The 18590-nt window shown below is 64.3% G+C and carries 23 protein-coding genes; 13 read left to right on the forward strand and 10 right to left on the reverse strand.

Going from position 1 to position 18590, the window contains the following annotated elements; translation table 11 throughout:
* Positions 1 to 2 precede the first annotated feature (2 nt).
* On the reverse strand, positions 3 to 1463 hold the full coding sequence (locus H6718_08100) for a hypothetical protein (GenBank protein MCB9585345.1): 1461 nt from the start codon (positions 1461 to 1463) through the stop codon (positions 3 to 5).
* Positions 1464 to 1990: 527 nt separating this feature from the next.
* Between H6718_08100 and arfB the strand changes: the two genes are divergently transcribed.
* Entirely contained in the window at positions 1991 to 2416 is a 426-nt protein-coding gene (gene arfB / locus H6718_08105; protein ID MCB9585346.1) for an aminoacyl-tRNA hydrolase, read from the forward strand.
* Positions 2417 to 2451: 35 nt separating this feature from the next.
* Here the strand turns inward: arfB and H6718_08110 are convergent, their stop codons facing one another.
* Both H6718_08110 and H6718_08115 read right to left on the reverse strand, forming a co-directional pair.
* Positions 2452 to 3819 (reverse strand): peptidoglycan DD-metalloendopeptidase family protein, encoded by a 1368-nt coding sequence (locus H6718_08110; GenBank protein MCB9585347.1) that lies wholly within the window; start codon positions 3817 to 3819, stop codon positions 2452 to 2454.
* A 192-nt stretch (positions 3820 to 4011) separates the two neighbouring features.
* Positions 4012 to 4563, reverse strand: coding sequence for a hypothetical protein (locus tag H6718_08115; protein MCB9585348.1), 552 nt, complete (start codon positions 4561 to 4563; stop codon positions 4012 to 4014).
* 374 nt (positions 4564 to 4937) lie between these two features.
* On the opposite strand from H6718_08115, the gene H6718_08120 reads away from it, so the two are divergent.
* From H6718_08120 to H6718_08150, 7 genes are read left to right on the forward strand one after another with little or no spacing between them, the layout of a single operon-like run.
* Positions 4938 to 5141, forward strand: coding sequence for a hypothetical protein (locus H6718_08120; GenBank protein MCB9585349.1), 204 nt, complete (start codon positions 4938 to 4940; stop codon positions 5139 to 5141).
* Positions 5142 to 5153: 12 nt separating this feature from the next.
* The gene (locus H6718_08125; GenBank protein MCB9585350.1) at positions 5154 to 5801 is read left to right on the forward strand and encodes a hypothetical protein; all 648 of its coding nucleotides are present in this window, start codon (positions 5154 to 5156) and stop codon (positions 5799 to 5801) included.
* 5 nt (positions 5802 to 5806) lie between these two features.
* Positions 5807 to 6199 (forward strand): tetratricopeptide repeat protein, encoded by a 393-nt coding sequence (locus tag H6718_08130; GenBank protein ID MCB9585351.1) that lies wholly within the window; start codon positions 5807 to 5809, stop codon positions 6197 to 6199.
* 2 nt (positions 6200 to 6201) lie between these two features.
* A complete protein-coding gene (locus H6718_08135; GenBank protein ID MCB9585352.1) occupies positions 6202 to 7002 on the forward strand; it encodes a hypothetical protein in 801 nt (266 codons plus the stop codon).
* Positions 7003 to 7005: 3 nt separating this feature from the next.
* On the forward strand, positions 7006 to 7761 hold the full coding sequence (locus H6718_08140; protein MCB9585353.1) for a hypothetical protein: 756 nt from the start codon (positions 7006 to 7008) through the stop codon (positions 7759 to 7761).
* 19 nt (positions 7762 to 7780) lie between these two features.
* On the forward strand, positions 7781 to 8278 hold the full coding sequence (locus H6718_08145) for a GFA family protein (GenBank protein ID MCB9585354.1): 498 nt from the start codon (positions 7781 to 7783) through the stop codon (positions 8276 to 8278).
* Positions 8279 to 8280: 2 nt separating this feature from the next.
* A complete protein-coding gene (locus H6718_08150; protein MCB9585355.1) occupies positions 8281 to 9375 on the forward strand; it encodes a hypothetical protein in 1095 nt (364 codons plus the stop codon).
* Positions 9376 to 9409: 34 nt separating this feature from the next.
* Here the strand turns inward: H6718_08150 and H6718_08155 are convergent, their stop codons facing one another.
* The 3 genes from H6718_08155 to H6718_08165 are packed head-to-tail and all read right to left on the reverse strand — an operon-like array spanning position 9410 to position 10796.
* A complete protein-coding gene (locus H6718_08155) occupies positions 9410 to 10099 on the reverse strand; it encodes a hypothetical protein (GenBank protein ID MCB9585356.1) in 690 nt (229 codons plus the stop codon).
* The gene (locus H6718_08160) at positions 10099 to 10284 is read right to left on the reverse strand and encodes a hypothetical protein (protein MCB9585357.1); all 186 of its coding nucleotides are present in this window, start codon (positions 10282 to 10284) and stop codon (positions 10099 to 10101) included. Before H6718_08160 ends, H6718_08155 begins: the two co-directional genes overlap by 1 nt.
* The gene (locus H6718_08165) at positions 10281 to 10796 is read right to left on the reverse strand and encodes a serine/threonine protein kinase (GenBank protein MCB9585358.1); all 516 of its coding nucleotides are present in this window, start codon (positions 10794 to 10796) and stop codon (positions 10281 to 10283) included. Before H6718_08165 ends, H6718_08160 begins: the two co-directional genes overlap by 4 nt.
* 221 nt (positions 10797 to 11017) lie before the next feature.
* Here H6718_08165 and H6718_08170 point away from each other — a divergent pair, with 221 nt between their 5' ends.
* Positions 11018 to 11827: a hypothetical protein gene (locus H6718_08170; GenBank protein MCB9585359.1), complete on the forward strand. Its 810-nt coding sequence runs from the start codon at positions 11018 to 11020 to the stop codon at positions 11825 to 11827.
* 118 nt (positions 11828 to 11945) lie between these two features.
* Here the strand turns inward: H6718_08170 and H6718_08175 are convergent, their stop codons facing one another.
* The 3 genes from H6718_08175 to H6718_08185 all read right to left on the reverse strand — a co-directional run bounded on the left by H6718_08175 (position 11946) and on the right by H6718_08185 (position 14538).
* Complete coding sequence (locus H6718_08175) at positions 11946 to 12443, reverse strand: hypothetical protein (protein MCB9585360.1); 498 nt, start codon at positions 12441 to 12443, stop codon at positions 11946 to 11948.
* Between the two features lie 9 nt (positions 12444 to 12452).
* Entirely contained in the window at positions 12453 to 13694 is a 1242-nt protein-coding gene (locus tag H6718_08180; GenBank protein ID MCB9585361.1) for a UDP-N-acetylmuramoyl-L-alanyl-D-glutamate--2,6-diaminopimelate ligase, read from the reverse strand.
* A 103-nt stretch (positions 13695 to 13797) separates the two neighbouring features.
* Positions 13798 to 14538, reverse strand: a complete 741-nt coding sequence (locus H6718_08185) for a hypothetical protein (GenBank protein ID MCB9585362.1) — start codon at positions 14536 to 14538, stop codon at positions 13798 to 13800.
* Between the two features lie 233 nt (positions 14539 to 14771).
* On the opposite strand from H6718_08185, the gene H6718_08190 reads away from it, so the two are divergent.
* On the forward strand, positions 14772 to 15563 hold the full coding sequence (locus H6718_08190) for a hypothetical protein (GenBank protein MCB9585363.1): 792 nt from the start codon (positions 14772 to 14774) through the stop codon (positions 15561 to 15563).
* A gap of 27 nt (positions 15564 to 15590) precedes the next feature.
* Here the strand turns inward: H6718_08190 and H6718_08195 are convergent, their stop codons facing one another.
* A complete protein-coding gene (locus H6718_08195; protein ID MCB9585364.1) occupies positions 15591 to 16004 on the reverse strand; it encodes a DoxX family protein in 414 nt (137 codons plus the stop codon).
* A 221-nt stretch (positions 16005 to 16225) separates the two neighbouring features.
* Here H6718_08195 and H6718_08200 point away from each other — a divergent pair, with 221 nt between their 5' ends.
* The 3 genes from H6718_08200 to H6718_08210 all read left to right on the forward strand — a co-directional run bounded on the left by H6718_08200 (position 16226) and on the right by H6718_08210 (position 18408).
* Positions 16226 to 16456: a DNA-directed RNA polymerase subunit omega gene (locus tag H6718_08200; protein ID MCB9585365.1), complete on the forward strand. Its 231-nt coding sequence runs from the start codon at positions 16226 to 16228 to the stop codon at positions 16454 to 16456.
* 50 nt (positions 16457 to 16506) lie between these two features.
* Positions 16507 to 17343 (forward strand): class I SAM-dependent methyltransferase, encoded by an 837-nt coding sequence (locus tag H6718_08205; protein MCB9585366.1) that lies wholly within the window; start codon positions 16507 to 16509, stop codon positions 17341 to 17343.
* Between the two features lie 120 nt (positions 17344 to 17463).
* Positions 17464 to 18408 (forward strand): DnaJ domain-containing protein, encoded by a 945-nt coding sequence (locus H6718_08210; protein MCB9585367.1) that lies wholly within the window; start codon positions 17464 to 17466, stop codon positions 18406 to 18408.
* Positions 18409 to 18590 lie beyond the last annotated feature (182 nt).

The raw sequence follows: 18590 nt of genomic DNA on the forward strand, positions 1-18590 counted from the left end.
CGCTACTCCTCGAAGCCTGCGCGCTGCAGGCCTTCTACCACGCGATCGGCCACGTCGGTCTGTCCGCGCGGAATCATCGCGTGAATGCCGGCGAGGCGAAAACTCGGGTGATAGCCCTGCAGGCGCACCCGTTCCTGCTGCGCTTCGGTGTTGCGTTCTGCCATACCGAGGGAGGCGCACAACAGGGCGTGCCCGAAGGCGTACTGGGGCCGTGTAACCAGCGCGTCCCGGCAAGCGCTCACGGCGTTTTCGTAGTCGTTCGCGATGAAGTGCGCAAACCCTAGGCCGGCGGCGTAGGCGCGTGGGCTGAGCCGCGCAGCGAGGCGCATGCTGGTGAAGCCGCTCTGGTCCCCTCGCGCGAGCTTCACGTGGCCCAGGGCAGCGTGAGCGGACGCGAAGCTCGGGTTGATGTCCGTCGATGCTTGAAACAGCCGGTCCGAATCGTAGTTCCCCTGGCTCATCTCCGAGCGGCCCTTGAGGTACCAACCGATCGCGTCCTTCGAGTCGGTTGCTAGCGCGCGCTCGGCAGTTGCTCGCAGCGCGTCGTGGCTTTGGGTCACGTCGGGGACCCACTGGTTGATGATGTTCTGGTACAGCGCATAGCCCCGTCCGTAAAGCGCAAGCATGAACTTGCCGTCACGGCTCAGGGCTCGCTCAAAAAAATCAAGGGCCCTTTCATTGCCATCGCGCGAGCGGTCGTCAGTGCCGAGCAGCCCTTGATGAGTTAGCTCCCAGGCATTGAGATTTTCTGTGGGGAAACCAATGCTGCGTTCCCCTTCGGCGCGCATCAACTCAGGGTACGCCTTGCCGACGATGTTGCGAGCGAGCTCGTCTTGCAGCTCGAACAGGAGCCCCATGTTGACGTCGAAGTTCTCCGACCACAACGTGTGACCCTTGCTGACGGCGTCGAGGCGCACGGTGATTCGCAGGCTCTCTCCGGAGCGACGGACGCTGCCGGTCACCAGGTACTCGGCGCCCACCGCTTCTCCAAGCTGCTGCGTCGGATGGTCGCTCCCGCCAACGTGGATGCTCGTGCTGCGCGCGATGACCGGGAACCAGCGCCACTTGCTGAGCAGGGTGATGAGATCGTCCACCAACCCTGCGGCGAAGCTCGCCTCTATCGGATCATCGCCATAGCAGTCGAAGCGCAGCACGGCGACCGCGGGTCGCGCTTCGAAGGGTGCGGCGGAGAGTAGCCGAGTGTGGCTACCCGTGTCGCTCGCGGTGATGTCACCCAGGGTACGGGCGATGGCTGCCGCTTCCGTGCGGTTACTCGCGCCGAGAGCTTTCAGCAAGTTCTCGACGTGAGTCTTCACGGTGGACACCGAGAGCTGAAGCTGCCCGGCGATTTCCCGGTTGGGATAGCCCTGCGCCAAGAGATCCAGCACGTCTCGCTGGCGCTTGGTCAGGCTATTCAGGCCCTGTGAGGCCCTTGGTTGCGATGGATGGGTCTTTGGAGTCACGGTTCGTACCTCCGCGCACGACTGCTAGGCGGTTCAATGAGCAAGCGTTCGAGCATCGCGCCTGTCGTCGCTGCGTTTGCAGCGTCTCGCTCAATACCGTCGCTTGCTCGCTCCTGAATGTCTACGGACCTGATGACAAACTATCCCCGGATGTGGGCGGAAAGGCGATGTCAGTGCCTGATATCGAAAGTGCACTCGAAATCACTCGATGCCACTCCGCTTGTTTCAACACGTATTCGCGTGACCAAACCCACTTGGAAAGACCTGGGTTGCTCACGCGTTCGCGTGACGAGACACGCGCGGGTTGGTGACGCCTCAGGCTCGAACCCAACCGCGATCGAATTTTTTCGATCGACCAATCGAGAGGATTTCGGCTGCTTTTTTGGGGGTGAGGCTGGCGGTTGGTGCCGGCGTCAGCCCGGGCAACGGCGGGCGTTCGGGGGATGAGCTATGGTCCGCGCCCCGGCGAGGAGGGCGAGCCGTGCGTGCCCGTGCAGGGGAGGCGGCGAGCTCCACGGAGTCGATCCATGGCTGATGCACTAGAGATTACCGCGCGGATAATAATCCCGGCTTCTGATTTGAGCTGGTCAGCGGTGCGCGCGTCGGGGCCTGGCGGACAGAACGTCAACAAGGTCGCCTCGAAGGTTGAGTTGCGTTTCGACGCGGGTAACTCCCGGGCGCTGAGCGAAGAGACACGCGCGCGCCTCATTCAGCTCGCAGGCTCGAGAGCCAGCTTGGAAGGCGTGATCGTGATCGTCGCCCAAGACACCCGCGATCAGCGGCGGAACCTGGAGCTCGCGCGGGAGCGCTTGGCGGAGCTGGTGCGTCAGGCGTTGGTTCGCCCCAAGCGCCGGCGCCCCACCAAGCCGAGCCGCGCGGCCACCGCCCGGCGTTTGGACGCCAAGAAGCGTCAGGGCGACAAGAAGCGCTCGCGCCAGGCCGGCTTCGACTGAGCCAGCCCTGCAACTGAGCCAGCCCTGCAACTGAGCTAGGCCTGCGATGGACCTAGCGCAGAGCGGCGCGAGCGCCGCCGCCTCAGTAGCAGCAACCCAAGGAGTGCAAACAGCGCGCTGGGCGACTGCCTTGGGGCGTCGTTCCGCGTCAGGCGGCAGGCACAACCGGAGTCTCCGTCGGAGGTGCTGGTTGCGGGGTTGAAACCCGCCCCGGCGCTGCCTGCCGCTCCTGCGCCGCCGCTGCTGTCGGCGCCGCTGCCACCGCCTGGCCAACTCCCCGCGGAACCAGCTGAGCCTCCGTTTGCCACGCCCCCATTGCTGCTGTTGCTGCCGCCAGTGCTTGCGCCCGCGGCGCCACCTTCTGCGCCGGCGCCTCCCGCGCCTCCGTTGCCGGCGCCTGCGGGTGTCCAGCGCACCGCATCGAAGCTGAGCTTTCGCATCAGGCTGTCGTAGTTCTCCCCGGTGTTGTCGCCGAGGCTCACGTAGCGGTCATCCCCTTGAGTGAGGGAGTACACACCCAGGCTCACCCAGCCCTTTTGCGCAGCTTGATTGACGCTAGGGCTGCTCGTGATGCCTGCTCCATCGAACACGTCATACACGGCGTTCTGGGAGCTAGCCTCGCTATTCGGGACGTGCACCGAGAGCTCGTAGTCGCCGGGCGTATCCACGTGGAAGTGCCAGCGACCGTAGGTCTCCTGGTCCACGGCGTCGGTGGTGAATGTGTAGTAGTGGTGGTCCCCGTAGCCCTCGGCGACATCCCACCAGTAGGAAGTGGCGCGCTCGAAGCAGGCGGAGTCGCTCTCGTCGATCACCAGCTCCGAGCCGTTCAGCCGGGCGTCGCAGCTTGGGGGCGGACCGCAGTTGTCGCTCGTGATGTTGGTGCCGAGGCTCGGATCACCGAAGTTCTGAAAGGTGCTGGGCAGGCTCTGGCACCACCAGGAGCCACAGCTTTGCTGGATTTGAAAGTGCAGGTGCGTGCCGCAGATCCATCCGCTATTGCCGACGCGGCCGACCACGTCGCCACGTTTCACCGACTGTCCGACGCTGAGGCTCGAGCTGCCGGCTTGCAGGTGGAGAAACAACGCCTCCGTACCGTCACCGAAGGCGATGATCACGTAGTTGGCATCGTTTGCGTAGGCGGAGTCACAACCGTAGGAGCTCGAATCCATGCGGATCATGCGCACGGTGCCATCCGCGGGCGCGCTGACTTCGCCTCCAAGGCCGATGCCGATGTCCCAGGCGTAGGCGCCCTCTGCGGTGTGACTACCGGTGTTGTGCCCTTGGGTGACGGAGCAGGTCACGCCGCACGGCCAGGGCGCGGCCAACTGGGGCGTTGCGCCAGCCGAGCCGGCGTACAGCAGACCTAACCCCAAACCAAGCAAGCAAGCTGACGTGCGCTTCATACTCAAGGCTCGACCGCGGTGGTCGACGTGTGAAGCAGAAGCAATCGCCATGCCCGTTCGGGGGGTGAGGAGTGTCGGGGACTTAGCGTCGCCCGCTCGACCGTGTTGTGCACTTGGGCCTGTTGCCTTGCACAACCCTGCACAAGCGGACCACGGATATATCCACGTGGAATCGAGCGTGAGGGTGCCCTGTCATGACTCGAAGGCCACGCACACGCTCTGCAAGATGGGGGACACGTCGTCGCTGACGGTGAAGGTGATGCTCACCGTGGTTCCGCTGCCATCCTCCACCAGTACCAGGGTGATGGGTGTGTTCACCGGTAAGTTGGTCAGCTCGTAGAAGCCCATCGGGTCGTTGAAGAAGCTGCCAGCGCTGATCGACGCCACGGTGTAACCACTGCCGGAACCGGTCCAGGCCATGGTGTCGAAGTCGAAGTCGATGGCGAGCTGGTCGGCGGCGGGAGGCGTGGGGCTGGCCGCGCAGCTAGCGTCCGTCGTCGTGAAACTGACGCCGGCGGCGAAGAGGTTCGCCGTCTGCGCGCTGAGGATTGCTTCCTCAGGGTTACACGCGACACAGGCACCGAATGTCGCACCGCCGCTCCCGCCGCTGCTGACGGAGCCGTCGCCGTTGCCAGCGTCCACGCCCGTGCGGTTCTTCACGGAGTCCTCATCGTCACAGCCCACGGCTAGCGAAACCGCGAGGCCCACGCAGAGCGCACCAACCAGTCCCATCCCCAATCGCATCGCCTGAGCATACTCTGGGGCCTCGCGGTCGTCGCGCTGGTCACTCGCAGAACCGCCGATTTTAGCGGCGGCCGCACGCAGCTGCGCTGTTCGCCCACAATCTGCGCAACCGGTGGCTCCAGGGGGCGAAAGCAGACCCAGCCAAGGCAATGGCCCTCCAGTGAGGCAAGCGCGCCGGGTCGTACCCCAAGCCATGACCCGGCGCGCGCCTCCCTCGAGGGCACTCAGCTCTAAGCAAATCGACCTGGGGAAACGCAGCCGCTCGCAAGGGAGCGTGCGGCACGTGCCCTCGATTCCGCTGGGGTCAAGCGTGGAGGGCCATTGCCGAGGCTTCTAATCCCCAAGGCCTTAATCCCCAAGGAAAGAAGAGAGCCATGACCCAACGAGACAAGCTGACCCTGATGACCCTGGACCGCATCGAGCACGAGCTAGCAGAGCAGAACAAAGCTTGGGAACAAGCCCTCGCCGCCTTGGCCGAGTTCAAGGACGCAACCCTGGTGCTAGACGAACAGACCTTCGAAGAGCTCACCGCGCCGCCTCCGGCGCCCAAACTCGCGGCCTTCGCCGCCCGCTGCTGAAAGGAACGAACGATGAATCAAGGAGTGACACCGACTGGACCCAACTACGCGGCGATCGATGCCGTGAACTTCGGCGGGAGCGAAGAGTGCTCCGGCATTCCGCAGAGCCCCTACCTTGGCGTGGAGGAGATGATGGTGCTGCTGTCGACGCGGCTCGGGAAGCTCGACGATGAAGTGAAAGTGATGATGGCCGATCAGAAGAAGCGCATCGAGCAGCGCTCAGCGATCAAGGACTTTGAAAATGCGATGGGGGAGTTTCAGCCGCCCAAAAACGACGCGGAGTACCAAAAGATGCGAACGAACATGGAGAAGGCAATCAACTCCTTGCCGGAAGGTGACCCGGTTCGGTCCGACCTCGAGCAACAGCTATCGGGACTCGACGGTGCGAACCGCGCTTGCAGTGTCACCATGACGACTCCTTCGACGGAGACCCAGGGAGTGGTCGAGGGGATCGTGTCATACGTTCCCCGTTCCAAGGATGCTTGGGTCGCTGACAAGCAGGAAATCGCCAACATGGCTGAGAACCTCGGCGACAACGCGGAGATGGAGATGCTCACGCTGCAGAGCCATATGACCAAGCGCACTACGCTGGTTCAGCTCACCACCAACATCGTCCAGAAGCTCGAGGCGGCTCCGGACATGATCGCCAAGAACATCTGAGCGTCATGATCCACACGGCAATGGAGGGCTCCGAGGAGCCCTCCCCCGAGCTGCTCTACGCCGCGGGGCACTGGCTGTTCGAAGCCGAGCGCTACGCGGATGCCGCCACGCTGTTTCGCTTGCTGGCGGTCACCAAACCAAACGACGAGCGCGCCTGGGTGGCCCTGGGCGAGTGCCATGAGCGCGTCGGTCACCAGCGCGTTGCCCTGGAGATGTACGGCGTCGGCATGGTCGAGGCTGAGCCGGCGCCGCGCTGCGCCTTGGGCCGCGCGCGGCTACTGAAGAACCTGGGAGAAGACGCCGACGAGGCCTTTGCGCTGGCCCGCGACTGCATCTACGAGGCCGACGCCGAAGAGCTCCTCCCCATTCTGGACGCTTGTGAGCGAGAGGCGCACTGAATATGCAAGTCACAGCATCGAACAACGCGGCAGCAGCGATGCCGCAAGGAAACAATCAAGCCCCTGCGGCTGACCTCAGCCAGGTCAGCCTGCTCCCTCTAACGGGTGAAGACGGCTTGATGGCGCTCTTCGCCTACCAGAGCGCGAACCGCGCCATCAATATCAAGTCGGCGAGCAAGCAGACCGCGAACAACCACGAGCTGCGCAAGCAAGCGCTGCAGAAGCTGCGCAAGGCCATCGCGGACGCCGCCAAGGCGCGGAACAAAGGTGGCTTCTGGCACAAGGTCGCCAGCGTGGCTTCGACCGTCGCGAAGCTCGCGGCGGTGGCGGGCTGCGTGGCGGCGGTGGTCGCGACGGGTGGCGCGGCGGCACCTGTGGTCGCGCTGGCGCTCTCTTCCGGAGCCTTTTTGCAGGGGGAGACGCAGATCTTGCAGAAGCTCGGGATGAGTGACGAAGCCGCCAACTGGACCACTCTCGGGATGTCCGTGGCTGGCGGCGGCATCGCTGGCGCGTCGGCGATGGGGGTTGGGCAGGGAGTTTCGATGGCGGCTCAAGGCGCAGCCACGGCGACCGCTGGCGTGGCCACCATCCAGGCAGGTGAGGCAGACGCCAAGGCCCAGAGCAAGATGGCAGACGCTGAAGCAGCCAAAGCCGATGCCGCGCGGATGCAACGACTGCAGCAAGTGCTGCTCCAGGCACTGAAGGACGAGGACGAGGGCTCGGAGCGGGTGCTGAGCAGCATCCGCGGCTCCCTCGACGAACAACAGCGCACCCTCGAGGCGTGCTTCTACCGGAGGATTTGAGCCATGAGTGACTTGAGTGTGGGTGCAAGCAGTGGGGCCACAGGGGTTTCGCTCGATGGCAGTGAAGCGCCGGTGACAGGGGACGCCGACAGCGCGTTGCTCCCCTCCCCCCAAGCTAGCCTCGAACCCGGATCCGTGTTGGCGCTGGTGGCGTTGCTAACCAAGAGCCATCAACAGGACCGGGCAGCGTCTCGCAAGCAGGCGATGATCGAAGACGCGAACCTGGTGAAGGAAGCGCGCGCCCGTGTGGCCGAGATGCGTGCGCGGGCCGACGACATTCGAAGCGGGGCGTGGGCCTCAGGTGTGTCGCAGATCGCTTCCGGAGCGCTGACCGCTGCGGGGGGCGTGATGAAGGCCAACGCCGCCAGCGGTCAGCTGAAGGCCGAAGCAGACCTCGCGGAAGTGCAGGCTCAGGCGGGAGCGAACAGCGCGCAAGCCGCACAGGCGGAGGCGGCGGCGAAGATCGCCAGCGCCCAGGCCGACTGGGCGGATGGTGTCTCGAAGGTGCTGGATGGTGCGGCCAGCGGCGCTGCTGGCGCAGGGTCGATTGTGAAGGGACAGTACGACGCTAGCGCAGCGGAGCACGACGCGAGCGCTGAGGAGCATCAAGCGGCGGCAGACGCTGCGGATAGGCGGCGCATGCTGATGCAAGACGACGTCGACAAGGCGAATGATCAAATCCGAGCCGTGATCGACTTCTTCCGTGAGATGAACGACGCGGACAACAAGGCGAAGCAGTCTGCCTTGTTCCGCGGATGAAATGGCTATACTCCCCGGCATGAAACTCGAGGGTTCGTGCCACTGTGGGAAGGTGCGGTTCCGGCTCGAAAGCCACGAGCCGGTTCCGTACCAGCGCTGCTACTGCTCGATTTGCCGCAAGACGGGCGGGTCCGGTGGCTACATGATCAACCTGGGCGGTGACGCGAGCACGCTCGAGGTCGAGGGGCGCGAACACGTGCGTGTGTATCGCGCGACGCTCGCGCGCACCACTGACGCCGGCGAGCAGGAGCAGTACCAGAGCCGCCATGAACGGCATTTCTGTGGGGAATGTGGCTCGCACCTGTGGGCCTTCAACAGTCGCTGGCCTGAGCTCGTGCATCCGGTGTCGAGCGCCATCGACACCGAGTTGCCCAAGTCGCCGGAGACGACGCACATGATGCTCGGGTCCAAGGTGAGCTGGGTGGAGCCGCAGCTAGGGCCGACGGACAAGCGCTTCGAAGAGTACCCGGACACGAGCCTCGCGAAGTGGCACACAGAACACGGCTTCGGTAGCTGAACATGCAGCAGAAGCCGCTGATCGCGCTGGTGATGATCGTCAAGAACGAAGCTGCTGGCATGCGCCGTACGCTTGAATCCGTGAGGAACTGCGTGGATAGCTGGAGCATCCTCGACACCGGGTCGACAGATGGCACCCAAGACATCATTCGCGAGGTGTTGGGTGATCTCCCGGGGGACCTTCACTCCGGCCCCTTCGTGAACTTCGAGGAGACGCGCAATCGCGCGCTCGAGCTGTCGGGGGAGCGAGCAGTCTTCAATTTGCTGCTGAATGGCGACGACGCCTTGCGAGAGGGTGCAGCGCTGCGGCGCTTCTGCGAGTCGCGGCGGGCGAGTCAGCGCGTCGAAGACGAGGCCTTTCAGGTGCGGGTGCGCTACAGCGCCGAGCTGATCCACGACTCGCCGCGGGTGGTGCGCTCCGCTGCAGGCTGGCGCTACCTGGGAGTGACTCACGAGATCTTGTGTCACCCAGATCGCAATCCTCCCACAGAGCGCGTTCCCGACGCCTACATCGAGCACGATCTGCGGCCGGAGGACGATCGAACCAAGCGCTGGGAGGAGGACCTGGAGCTTCTCCGCGCGGATCTACAGCGCCGCCCGGGCGATGCGCGCTCGACCTTCTACCTCGCGCAGACCTACGAGTGCCTGGGTCGCCTGGAAGAGGCGGAGCAGACCTATCGGCAGCGCATCGCTCTCGGCGACTGGGAAGAAGAGGTCTACGAGTCCATGTTTCGCCTTGGGCGAGTCGCCGAGGCACGCTCGCGCCCTTGGTCTGAGTGTCAGCAGCTGTACCTCGACGCTCACGCTCATTCACCTTTCCGTGCGGAGCCCTTGTTCGCCGTGGCCTGGTACTGGTATCAGGCGCAAAACTGGCCGCTGTGTTATCTGTTTGCCCAGCGCGGCGCGCAGATCCCCTTCCCTGAGCAGTCCAAGCTGTTCGTGGACGTGACGGTGTATGAGTCGAAGTTGCTCGACTTGGTGGGAACGGCGGCGTTCTACGTCAAGGAGTTCGCGGTGGGGCGCAGCGCCCTGGAGCGCTTGCTCGAGAGGACGCCGGATGATGCGCGATTACGCGAAAACCTGAAGCTCTATCCCTGACGTTGCGATTGTTGCCGCGGGGCAACGGGTCGCGCTACGGCCCGCTAAACACGACCAGCAGTGTCAACACCACTGCGACAACCAGCGTTGCGATCCCCAGTACGGCGACCCAGCGATTGGAGCGGAAGTCGGCGGCGGCGGACGAAGAAGGTACCCCAGAGGTGGAGCTCGGCATGGGCGGTGGTCGGCCGCTGTTGCGTACCTGTTCGGCGAATGCGGCTGCCCGCTTGCGCTCAGTGCTCAGGCGCTCGGCGCGCACCTTGCGCCAGCGCGTCATCACCTCGCGTACGTCGGGGGGCAGCTGATCCAGCAGGCGATTGATCTCGGTGAACTCGGTCTTCTCGTCGTCGTCCCACAGGCTATGGAACACAGGTTTTTCTGCCTTCATGCGCGGGTCCGATGCGCGCAGCTCTGCCAGGTGACTCGCGGCGAGCAAGTCATCGACCACGGTTTGATCGTCGACGGCGAAACCGGGCGGGGGATCCGTCGCGCGCCGCGCGAGCTGCTCACTCGGCGGCTTGACCTGAGTGAACTCCGGGCGCCAGTGATCCTGAGCGCGGGTCGAGGCAAAGGGCAGCATCGCGAGCCCCATCTCGCGCAAGCTGGGGAAGCGGTCGCCCGGAGCAGGCGCCATTGCCGTGAGGATCACAGCTTCCATCTCTGGGGTCATCTGCGGTCGCCAGGCACGCGGCGATTCGAAGCTGCCGAAGGCGATGGACTGCATCAGCTCGTTGCCATGCAGGTCCTGACGGGGCAGGCGGCCGTCATCATCTCGTACAGCGTCACCCCAATTGCGTACTGATCCATGTACGGCTTCACCGGGCGCTCGCCGCGCGCTTGCTCCGGAGACATGTAGTGCGGCGTGCCAATCGCGGTGTCTGGTAGCGTGATCGCGTCCGCCGCGCTCATCGCCTTGGAGACACCAAAATCGAGGATCTTCGGTGTGGTGCGCCGGCTGCCGTCTCGGGCGAGGAAGATGTTCTCGGGCTTGAGATCGCATGCACGACGCCTTTCTCGTGACCAGCCCAGACGCCAGCGATCACCGGGAGCAGGAGCTGCGCGGCTCGCATCTCGTCCAGCGGGCCCTCGCGGTCCATCAGGTCCGCGAGGCTCTCGCCCTCGAGGTGCTCCATCACCAAGAAGGGCAGGCCGTTGAGCTCGCCGACGTCGTAGATATCGACGACGTTGGGGTGGCGGATCAGTGAGGCGTTCTTTCCCTCTCGGAGAAAGCGCGCGCGCACCTCGGGGTGCTCCCGAACCTCCTTACGCAGCACCTTGAGGGCGACGCGCTTGTGGAGACCCAAGTGCACGGCTTCGTAGACTTCAGCTACGCCGCCCATCCCCACCAGGTCGACGACGGCATACCGCCCTAGCGCCGTCCCAGCGGGGATGCTCTGGGTCGATCCACTCAGATATGCCACGAGATCCTTGCGGGCGGGTTAGAGCACCGGACTGTGGAGAGTATCTCAGCGGATGTGTTGACGGCACGTTTCATGGTTTCCACGCGCCTCAGGCTCGGCGAACAGGTCCTCACCTCACTTATTAAAGCCTAGTGATTTCAGCCGATTGACCGCAGCCTCGCTGACTATACGAGCACTCCACTAGGCGGAACAAACAGGGAGTCGTGCTACCAAGCCGCCTCATGTCCCGCGCTGGTGTTGCCTTGGTTCGCTCGTTCGGCGGTCCGTTTCGCTCAGCCATCCCCCAGCGGGGCGGTGTGCGCGGTTGGCTATCGGTAACAAGCCGGGCTCCAGCGCTGCTGTTGATGGTGGGTGTCAGTGCGTGCCTGACTGGCTGCCCCAACCCCAACTTGTACCAAACGGCGCGCACCACACCGAAGGGCAAGCTCAGCTACAGCGTGGCCGCCGAGGCGCTCGGCTTTCAGGCGGAGACCAGCGTCGAAGACAGCAGCGGAAACGTTAGCACGGAAACGACCTCGCACTCCGTGCCGCTGCCACCCACCTTCATGCTGCGCTACGGTTTGAGCGATGAGCTGGATTTTGGGTTCCACGCCTACAACTTCGCTTCTCCGGGTGTCGACCTGAAATACAACTTCCTCAAAGACGCGGTGGACCTGGCTATCGATCCGGGCGTGCAGGTGTTCAGGGCAAGCGCTGGGGACGAGGACTTCACTGTGGTGTACGGCCACCTGCCGTTGATCCTCGATCTCAACTTCAGCTCGAGCATCAGCATGGTGTTGGCTCCCGGCGTCACCTACGCGCGCTCTTCTATCGACCACAGCAGCGACACCATCTTCACCGACGTGAACAGCAACTCAGGCTTCATTGCCCGTGCTGGCATTGGCTTCGACTTCCGCGTCAGTGATGGCTTTGCCGTGCACCCCGAGGTGACGTTCCTTCGGGCCTTGGACGACACCAACTGGACCACCTACGTCGCAGGCATCGGCTTCAACTTCGGCAAGCTGCCAAGCTTCAAGGATCTCGAACAGTAGTGTTGTTTCCCTGAGGCAATGCTAGCCTGCGATCGCACCGAGACAGATCTGGCTCGCGTAGCGAGCCGCTCCGCCTCATGTTTGGCGCCCGCCCAGGAGGCGGGCGAAGGGAGCAGCGTCACTGAGCTTGGATTGAGATGCGGCACTCGTCGCTCGTGGGCACTCCGCCGCAGACCTTTGCGGCCGCGGGGAGCCAAACGCATTTGCGCTTCAACGGCAGGCCGATGCGTGTGATCTTGTTGGTCTTGGCGACGATGGCATCCCAGGTGTCCGCGGTCAGCGGGATCACCGAGTAGTCCACGTACTGCATCGGCGCCTTGGCGAAACCGGCGGCGGGCTTGTCAGGGATGTCCGTGCATTCCCAGATCTTCTCCAGGCCCATGCCGGTGTACTTGGTCTCGAAGCCGCTCTTCAGCTCGTTGATGTCGACCTTGCTGCGCTTGTAAAAGAGCCGGATCTGCGGAGGCTGGGAGCCATAGGTGCTCATCGGGATCGCGGAAGTGAGTCCTTCCGTGGGGACATAGGCTTCCCACTCCGGCGCCACCTTCACCTTCTTGCACGCGAGCAGCGCCGCCCCACACATCAACAGCCCAAGCATCGCCGTCCGCGTTCTCATGCCGGAACGTTAAACAGTCGAAGGGGCGTTTGGCAACGCGCGCGCCACCAACTCGTGATCGCTTTGGCCACGGAGCTCGCCGTCACGCAGGATCCCCGACTCGTGCCCTTTGCCCGCCACGACGATGGTGTCGCTGGGGTGCGCTCGCTGGATCGTCTCGGCGATTGCGAGTCCTCGATCAAGTTGGATTTGGGGGAGAGGTGCGCCGTCGACGCTCTTCAGTCCTTCCGCGATGGCTTCGGCGATCGCTTGGGGTGATTCGTCTCGAGGGTTGTCCGTAGTCAAGACGACGTGGTCAGCACAGCTGGCGGCTTTACCCATCTCGGGTCGCTTGGCTTTGTCACGGTTACCGCCCGCACCAAAGATCACCCAGAGCTCCCCGCCACACAGCGAGCGCGCTGTGCGCAGCGTGCGGCTCAAGGCATCGGGTGTGTGTGCGTAGTCGATGATGACGTGGGGCGACTCGTGCACCACTTCGAAGCGACCTCTGGGTGCCTGCTCAAGCGCGAGGACGCGGGCGGCGCGGTCGGCGGGCACTCCGAGGGCTGTGGCCATGATGAGCGCGGCTAGGGCGTTCTCCAGGAAGATCTCGCCGATCGCGCCGAGCTCGAGCTGCTCTGGCAGCTCGAGCGCGCGGGCAGCCTCCGTCAAAGCCACCACCCGCGCCCGCGTCCCCTGCCAGCTCAGGCTGATGTCTTCTACGCTGACATCGAGCGGCAGCTGCGGAGCTCCGCGGGAGGCGACGCCGTAGAACAGCTTGTTCACGTGGGCTGGCGTGACCTCCGCGAGGAGCGGCGATACCTCGTCGGCGCCGTTGATCACCGCGCTTGCACCCGGAGGGAGGTGCACGAAGAGCTGAGCCTTTGAAGCAAAGTAGTGCTCCGGGCTCTGGTGCGCGTCCAGATGGTCGTGGCTCAGGTTCGTGAATATTGCCGCGCGGAATGGCCATTTCTGCGCGAAGCCTTGAGCTAGCACCTCGCTGGTGACCTCCAGGCTGGCGAAGCGCGCGCCGCGGTCTCTGGCGCGCTCTAGCAGGCGGATGAAGCCGAGGTACGTCTGGGGCAGGTCAGTCTGCTGCTCGGGGCCGAGCCACAGGCCCAGGGTGGTGGTGCGCGGCACTGGCGGCGCGAAATCGTCAAGTATTGCCGCGAGGAAACTCGTGGTGCTGGTCTTGCCGTTGGTCCCGGTGATGCCCACGCTCAAGAAGCGCTCGCTCCAGCTGGGAGGGTCAGGGAACGGTTTGTGCGCCATGGGTTAAGACTATACCCTCACCCCCAAACGAAAAGCGGCGCCCGAGCCATGCTTCGAGCGCCACCGATCACGGGGAGATGCGAGCTCCCCGTGTCCTTTCCGATTACTCAGTTGCCGTGAAGAGCACGCCTTCAGCACACAGGTACACGTCGCAGTCCGTGGCCATACAGCTCGCGAAAACGGCGCGCGAGGCGGCGGTCATACCGCTCGTGTACTGCTCGCACTCGGTTTGATCCACGGCGACCGTCGCTGAGCAGGCCGTGACCATGTCCGCGCAGGGCTGGGTGACGTCGGGATCCGGGCACGAGGCCTTGAGCGCGTCGAAGTAACAAGCGTAGCCCGTGGTGTAGTCACAGACATCGCCGAGGTTCGTCATGCAGTCTGCAATGGCTTGGTCGCGGCCCGGCTTGAGCTTGCCAGCGACCAAGTTGCAGAGGTCATTGCGGATGTCACACACGCCTTCCGTCGTGGGCGCGGGGAACTCCGTGCTGCAGTCGGTGATGGCGGTGCCCATGCTGTCGTCACAGGTCGCGCCGCCAGTGCCTGCTGTGCCGCCGGTTGCTCCGCCAGTGCCGCCCGCACCTGCCGTCGCGCCGCCGGCGCCACCGCTTGCCCCGCCGGTGCCACCCGTGGTGCCCGCTGTGCCACCGGTGGTGGAGCTGCCCGCGGAGCCTGCGGTGCCGCTTCCGCCGGTGCCCGCGGTGCTGCCTCCGGAGCCGCCGTTGCCGGCGTTGCCGCTGCCCGCCGTGCCCCCATCAGCGTCGTCTGCGCTCTCTTTGACGACACACGCGCTGGTCGCCAGCGCACCTACCAACAACAAAGCCTTGGTTCGATCGATCAGCATCTCAAGCTTCCTCCCAGCCCACGGTCACGGCGAGAAGACGTCCCCCACGCACACGCCGTCAGCATACGTACGCCCCTTCGGCGTAGCCTCTTCCCCAACTCCCGAATCTCCCGGTCTGCGTCGCTTGTCGCAAGCTCGATCGACTCGAGGAGCCTTCGAGTTCAGGCAAAGACGAACGTCGGCGGGAAAGGATCCGCTATACCTATTTCCACCGCCGTATCTATTTCCACAGCATGAATCTCCACAGGAAACGCATCACCGTCGCCGGGAAGCTCGTCCAGCGTTACGCGGGAAAGCTGAGCCGTGCCCTCGCGAACGACCTGATGCGCTGTTTCGAGAGTGAGCTCATCCCCGAGTTCGATGAATCGGCCGACGTGGTGATTCTCGGGGCCAAGGCCAAAGGGTTCCTCAAACGCATCGAGCGCTGCGGTGCCGAGACGATTTCCGAGGAAGCGCTCCAAGCCGCGGTCGATGCCGCGTTGAACGCCAAGCAGTCAAGTTCCCCGAGGAAACCCAAGCGACCCTCGCCGGAGCAACTCCACGACCGTTTCATGGGCATTCGGCGTGCGGCGCCAGAACAACGGCGGGCACAGTTGGTGGAAGCCATAGAACTTGCCGCAGGCAGCATCGATTTCGGCCTCACCGAGCAGGCCGCACCCGTTGTCTCGAGCTCACGCATACTCATGCTGCTTGGTCGGCAGGAAGCTGAGCTTTGGGCGCTGCCCGCGGGGGATCCTCTAGAGTCAGTGGCGCAGCGGCTCGACCAGCAGACGCTACACAGCGACGCTCCGCCTCAAATTTGGCAGGCGGCGATGCGGTTGTGGGTCGCCTTGGGCCACCGCCCGGAGATCGTCTGGAAGCGCTTCGTGGGGGCGCTTGAGGACCAAGACGCAATCGACTTGCTGAGTTTGTCCGAACTCGAAGCGATCGAGCCGTGGTCGGCTGAGCGTCGGGTGCAGTCGCTAGCGGCGCTGCCTCAGATCGTCGACCAGGTGTTCGTCGTGCGTGAAGAGATCCTCTGGTGACTCAGGCACCAGCGCGCTGGACTCGCGCTACTTCAGCCAACGTGCGTCCGCGCTGAAGCGGCCTGGGCCGGCCAGCAGCAGCGCGATTGCCGCGAAGGCGTAGCAAAGCGCCAGTTCCTTCTTTTGGAAGGGGTCGTTCGCGTGCACCACGAAGGCCGCCACACTCATGGTGCAGATCAAGCTCGCCGCGGAGAGTCGTGTCATCAGACCCAACGCGAGCAGGATTCCGCCCAGAAATTCACTCAAGCCTGCTGCCGGGCCGAGCACGCTGGGAATTGGTAGCCCGAGCTTCGCTACCTTGGCGCTGAAGTCGCCTAGGTTCATCAGCTTGCCGTAGCCGTGCACGATGGCCATCGTCAGGCCAAACCACAGCCGCAACGCCAGTAGGCCAAGGTCGGTGGTGAGGGGATTCGAACGGGCCAAGCGCTTCAGCAGGTTCATCGTGGGGGAGCCTGCCACGGCCATCGGGGTTCCAGTGTGGGGGTAGTTGGAACACTTCGGTGCCTGAGAAAGCTAAACCCCTGTTCAGTGAAGCTGAACAACCGTGCGGATATTGGGTGGTTTGGCGGACGCATTGTTGTTCGTTCGCGCCTCCCGGGCGCGAATTGCTGAGGCGTTCGCCTTGCGCAGGCTGCGGCCGCTCGCTAGCGTGCCCCTCCCCTATGGCTCGCGTTACCGTTGAAGATTGCTTGGAGAAAGAAGAAAACCGCTTCGCCCTCGTGGTGTTGGCGGCCAACCGCGCTCGTCAGCTGATGAAGGGCTCGGATCCGCTGGTCCGCGCCCGCAATCGCGACGCAGTGAACGCCTTGCGCGAGATTGCCACGGGCAAGGTGCGCTTCCACCGCGACAGCACGGAAGTGGTGCGCGAGTGGATCGAAGAGAACCGCATCTGAAGCGGCCGTTGCCTCCGGGCAACGTCACTTTCAAGAGCGAGCGCTGACGCGTGTCCGGGCTGGATCTCTCGAAGCTCGGTCACGCGGGTGATTTTGGAGCGCTCGCCCACTACGCGGACCCAGCCTACTACTCGAAGGCGTACCGCACGCGCCGCGAAGACGTTGAGTTTTACGTGCGCCTGGCGGAGCGCGTTGGTGGTCCGGTGCTCGAATATGCAGTCGGCAACGGGCGCGTTGCGTTGCCCATGGCGCGCGCTGGGCTCGATGTGTGGGGCGTCGATCTTTCCGCTCCCATGCTCGAGTCACTCAAGGAGCGCCTGGGGAAAGAAGAGCGCGACGTTCAGCGGCGCATCCAGCTTGCCCGCGGCGATATGCGGACGTGGCGGACGCGCCGACGCTTTCCGCTGATCATCAGCGCGTTCAACAGCGTGCTCCACCTCTACACGCGCGACGACGTCGAGGCCTTTTTTCGCCGCGTGCAGGCTCACCTGGTTCCTGGTGGACGCTTCGTCTTCGACTTCTCGCTGCCACGTCCAGCGGACTTGGCGCTGGATCCCGACCGCAACTACAGCGGGATGCGACTGCGCGATCCGAGCAGCGGCAAGCTGGTGAAGTACTCGGAGCGGTTTGAATACGACCCGGTGCGGCAGATTCAGCTGTGCTGGATGCAGTTTCAACCGCTCGATGGCTCAGAGCCGTGGGCGGTGCCACTCACTCATCGCCAGTTCTTCCCCCAGGAAATGGAGGCGCTCCTGCACTACGCCGGTTTCCGCGAGATCGAGTTCAGCGCCGACTTCGAAGAGCGCCCCCTCGATGTGGACAGTGACTGGGTGGTGGTGAGTTGTCGCAGCCCACATCGCGCGAAGCAGGCTAAGCGTCGGAAATAGCCTCAGAAGCCCCGATGGAACGAGGGTTGCCGGCGGGCGAGAGCGATTTACGTTGTCCCACCGGCTAGCGCCTGAGCGCTGGCGAGCGGGTGCCCACTGCACCCCATCAGGAAACCAAGCATGGCCAAGGACTACTACGACGAGCTGGGTGTCAGCCGCAGCGCTTCCGCCGACGAGATCAAGAAGGCGTTCAAGAAGCTCACGAAGGAGCTGCACCCCGATCGCAACCAGGGAGACGCCGACAAGGAGCGCCGCTTCAAGGCGGTGAACCGCGCGCACCAGGTCCTGAGCGACGAGAAGAAGCGCGCGCTCTACGACGAGTTTGGTGAAGAGGGGCTGCGCGAAGGCTTCGATCCTGACGTCTATCGCGCGTACCGCTCTCGAGGGCGACGCGGCGGCGGACCTCAAGGCAACATCAACTTCGAGGATATTTTCAGCGCTGCCCAGGGCAGTGGCGTTGGCGACATGTTCGGCGACCTGTTCGGTGGCGGCCGGCGGCGCAACGGCGGCGGCGGCTTCGGCAACATGCCGATGAAGGGCAGCGACGTGCTCAGCGAGGTTCAGGTGAGCTTCGTCGACGCGATTGCTGGCTCCACCATGAAGCTGCGCCTGCAGGATGGTGGCGAGGAAGTTTCCGTGAGGATACCGCCCGGCGCCGACGATGGTGACAAGGTGCGCGTCAAGGGTCACGGTGCGCCGGGGATGGGCGGCGGACCCGCGGGAGATCTCATCTTGAGCATCCGCGTGTCACCTCACCCCTATTTCGAGCGCGATGGGCTGGACCTCCACGTCGACCTGCCGATCAGCGTCACCGAGGCCTACTACGGCGCCAAAGTGCGTGTCCCGACGCCCGGCGGAGACGTCACGCTCACCGTGCCCAAGGGCGCGCAGAGCGGCCAGCTCGCGCGGCTCAAGGGGCGCGGCGTGAAGCGCAAGGACAAGGTGGGCGACATCTACGCGCGCTTCATCATCAAGCTCCCGGAGGGTGAAGACGAAGCCATCGAAGCGGCGATCAAGACTCTGGGTGAAGCGACGGGTGACGTGCGCTCCGACTTGCGCTTCTGAGGGCGAGCTTCAGCGTTTGCGCTGCCTGCGCGTGCCGTTGGGCTTGGGCTTTGCATTTTGGTTGGACCGCCAAGGGCGCCAAGAGCGCCAAGGGTTTGGGCCGCTCCTTTAGGAGCCGCGAGGAAACGTTTCGGGGGCGGCCGGCGAAGCGCGCCTTGCTGTTGGTTCGTCGCGCTGACGTC

It is taken from the genome of Polyangiaceae bacterium (assembly GCA_020633205.1).
Taxonomy (GTDB): Bacteria; Myxococcota_A; Polyangia; order Polyangiales; family Polyangiaceae; genus JAHBVY01.

Excerpts from the sequence above, each read along its gene's own strand:
- H6718_08140 (MCB9585353.1), top strand. The coding sequence starts at position 7,006 with ATGAGTGACTTGAGTGTGGGTGCAAGCAGTGGGGCCACAGGGGTTTCG.
- H6718_08185 (MCB9585362.1), bottom strand. The coding sequence starts at position 14,538 with ATGCTGATCGATCGAACCAAGGCTTTGTTGTTGGTAGGTGCGCTGGCG.
- H6718_08110 (MCB9585347.1), bottom strand. The coding sequence starts at position 3,819 with ATGAAGCGCACGTCAGCTTGCTTGCTTGGTTTGGGGTTAGGTCTGCTG.
- H6718_08210 (MCB9585367.1), top strand. The coding sequence starts at position 17,464 with ATGGCCAAGGACTACTACGACGAGCTGGGTGTCAGCCGCAGCGCTTCC.
- H6718_08175 (MCB9585360.1), bottom strand. The coding sequence starts at position 12,443 with ATGAGAACGCGGACGGCGATGCTTGGGCTGTTGATGTGTGGGGCGGCG.
- H6718_08180 (MCB9585361.1), bottom strand. The coding sequence starts at position 13,694 with ATGGCGCACAAACCGTTCCCTGACCCTCCCAGCTGGAGCGAGCGCTTC.
- H6718_08115 (MCB9585348.1), bottom strand. The coding sequence starts at position 4,563 with ATGCGATTGGGGATGGGACTGGTTGGTGCGCTCTGCGTGGGCCTCGCG.
- H6718_08170 (MCB9585359.1), top strand. The coding sequence starts at position 11,018 with ATGTCCCGCGCTGGTGTTGCCTTGGTTCGCTCGTTCGGCGGTCCGTTT.
- H6718_08200 (MCB9585365.1), top strand. The coding sequence starts at position 16,226 with ATGGCTCGCGTTACCGTTGAAGATTGCTTGGAGAAAGAAGAAAACCGC.
- H6718_08130 (MCB9585351.1), top strand. The coding sequence starts at position 5,807 with ATGATCCACACGGCAATGGAGGGCTCCGAGGAGCCCTCCCCCGAGCTG.
- H6718_08150 (MCB9585355.1), top strand. The coding sequence starts at position 8,281 with ATGCAGCAGAAGCCGCTGATCGCGCTGGTGATGATCGTCAAGAACGAA.
- H6718_08125 (MCB9585350.1), top strand. The coding sequence starts at position 5,154 with ATGAATCAAGGAGTGACACCGACTGGACCCAACTACGCGGCGATCGAT.
- H6718_08135 (MCB9585352.1), top strand. The coding sequence starts at position 6,202 with ATGCAAGTCACAGCATCGAACAACGCGGCAGCAGCGATGCCGCAAGGA.
- H6718_08190 (MCB9585363.1), top strand. The coding sequence starts at position 14,772 with ATGAATCTCCACAGGAAACGCATCACCGTCGCCGGGAAGCTCGTCCAG.
- H6718_08195 (MCB9585364.1), bottom strand. The coding sequence starts at position 16,004 with ATGAACCTGCTGAAGCGCTTGGCCCGTTCGAATCCCCTCACCACCGAC.
- arfB (MCB9585346.1), top strand. The coding sequence starts at position 1,991 with ATGGCTGATGCACTAGAGATTACCGCGCGGATAATAATCCCGGCTTCT.
- H6718_08120 (MCB9585349.1), top strand. The coding sequence starts at position 4,938 with ATGACCCAACGAGACAAGCTGACCCTGATGACCCTGGACCGCATCGAG.
- H6718_08155 (MCB9585356.1), bottom strand. The coding sequence starts at position 10,099 with ATGCAGTCCATCGCCTTCGGCAGCTTCGAATCGCCGCGTGCCTGGCGA.
- H6718_08145 (MCB9585354.1), top strand. The coding sequence starts at position 7,781 with ATGAAACTCGAGGGTTCGTGCCACTGTGGGAAGGTGCGGTTCCGGCTC.
- H6718_08160 (MCB9585357.1), bottom strand. The coding sequence starts at position 10,284 with ATGAGCGCGGCGGACGCGATCACGCTACCAGACACCGCGATTGGCACG.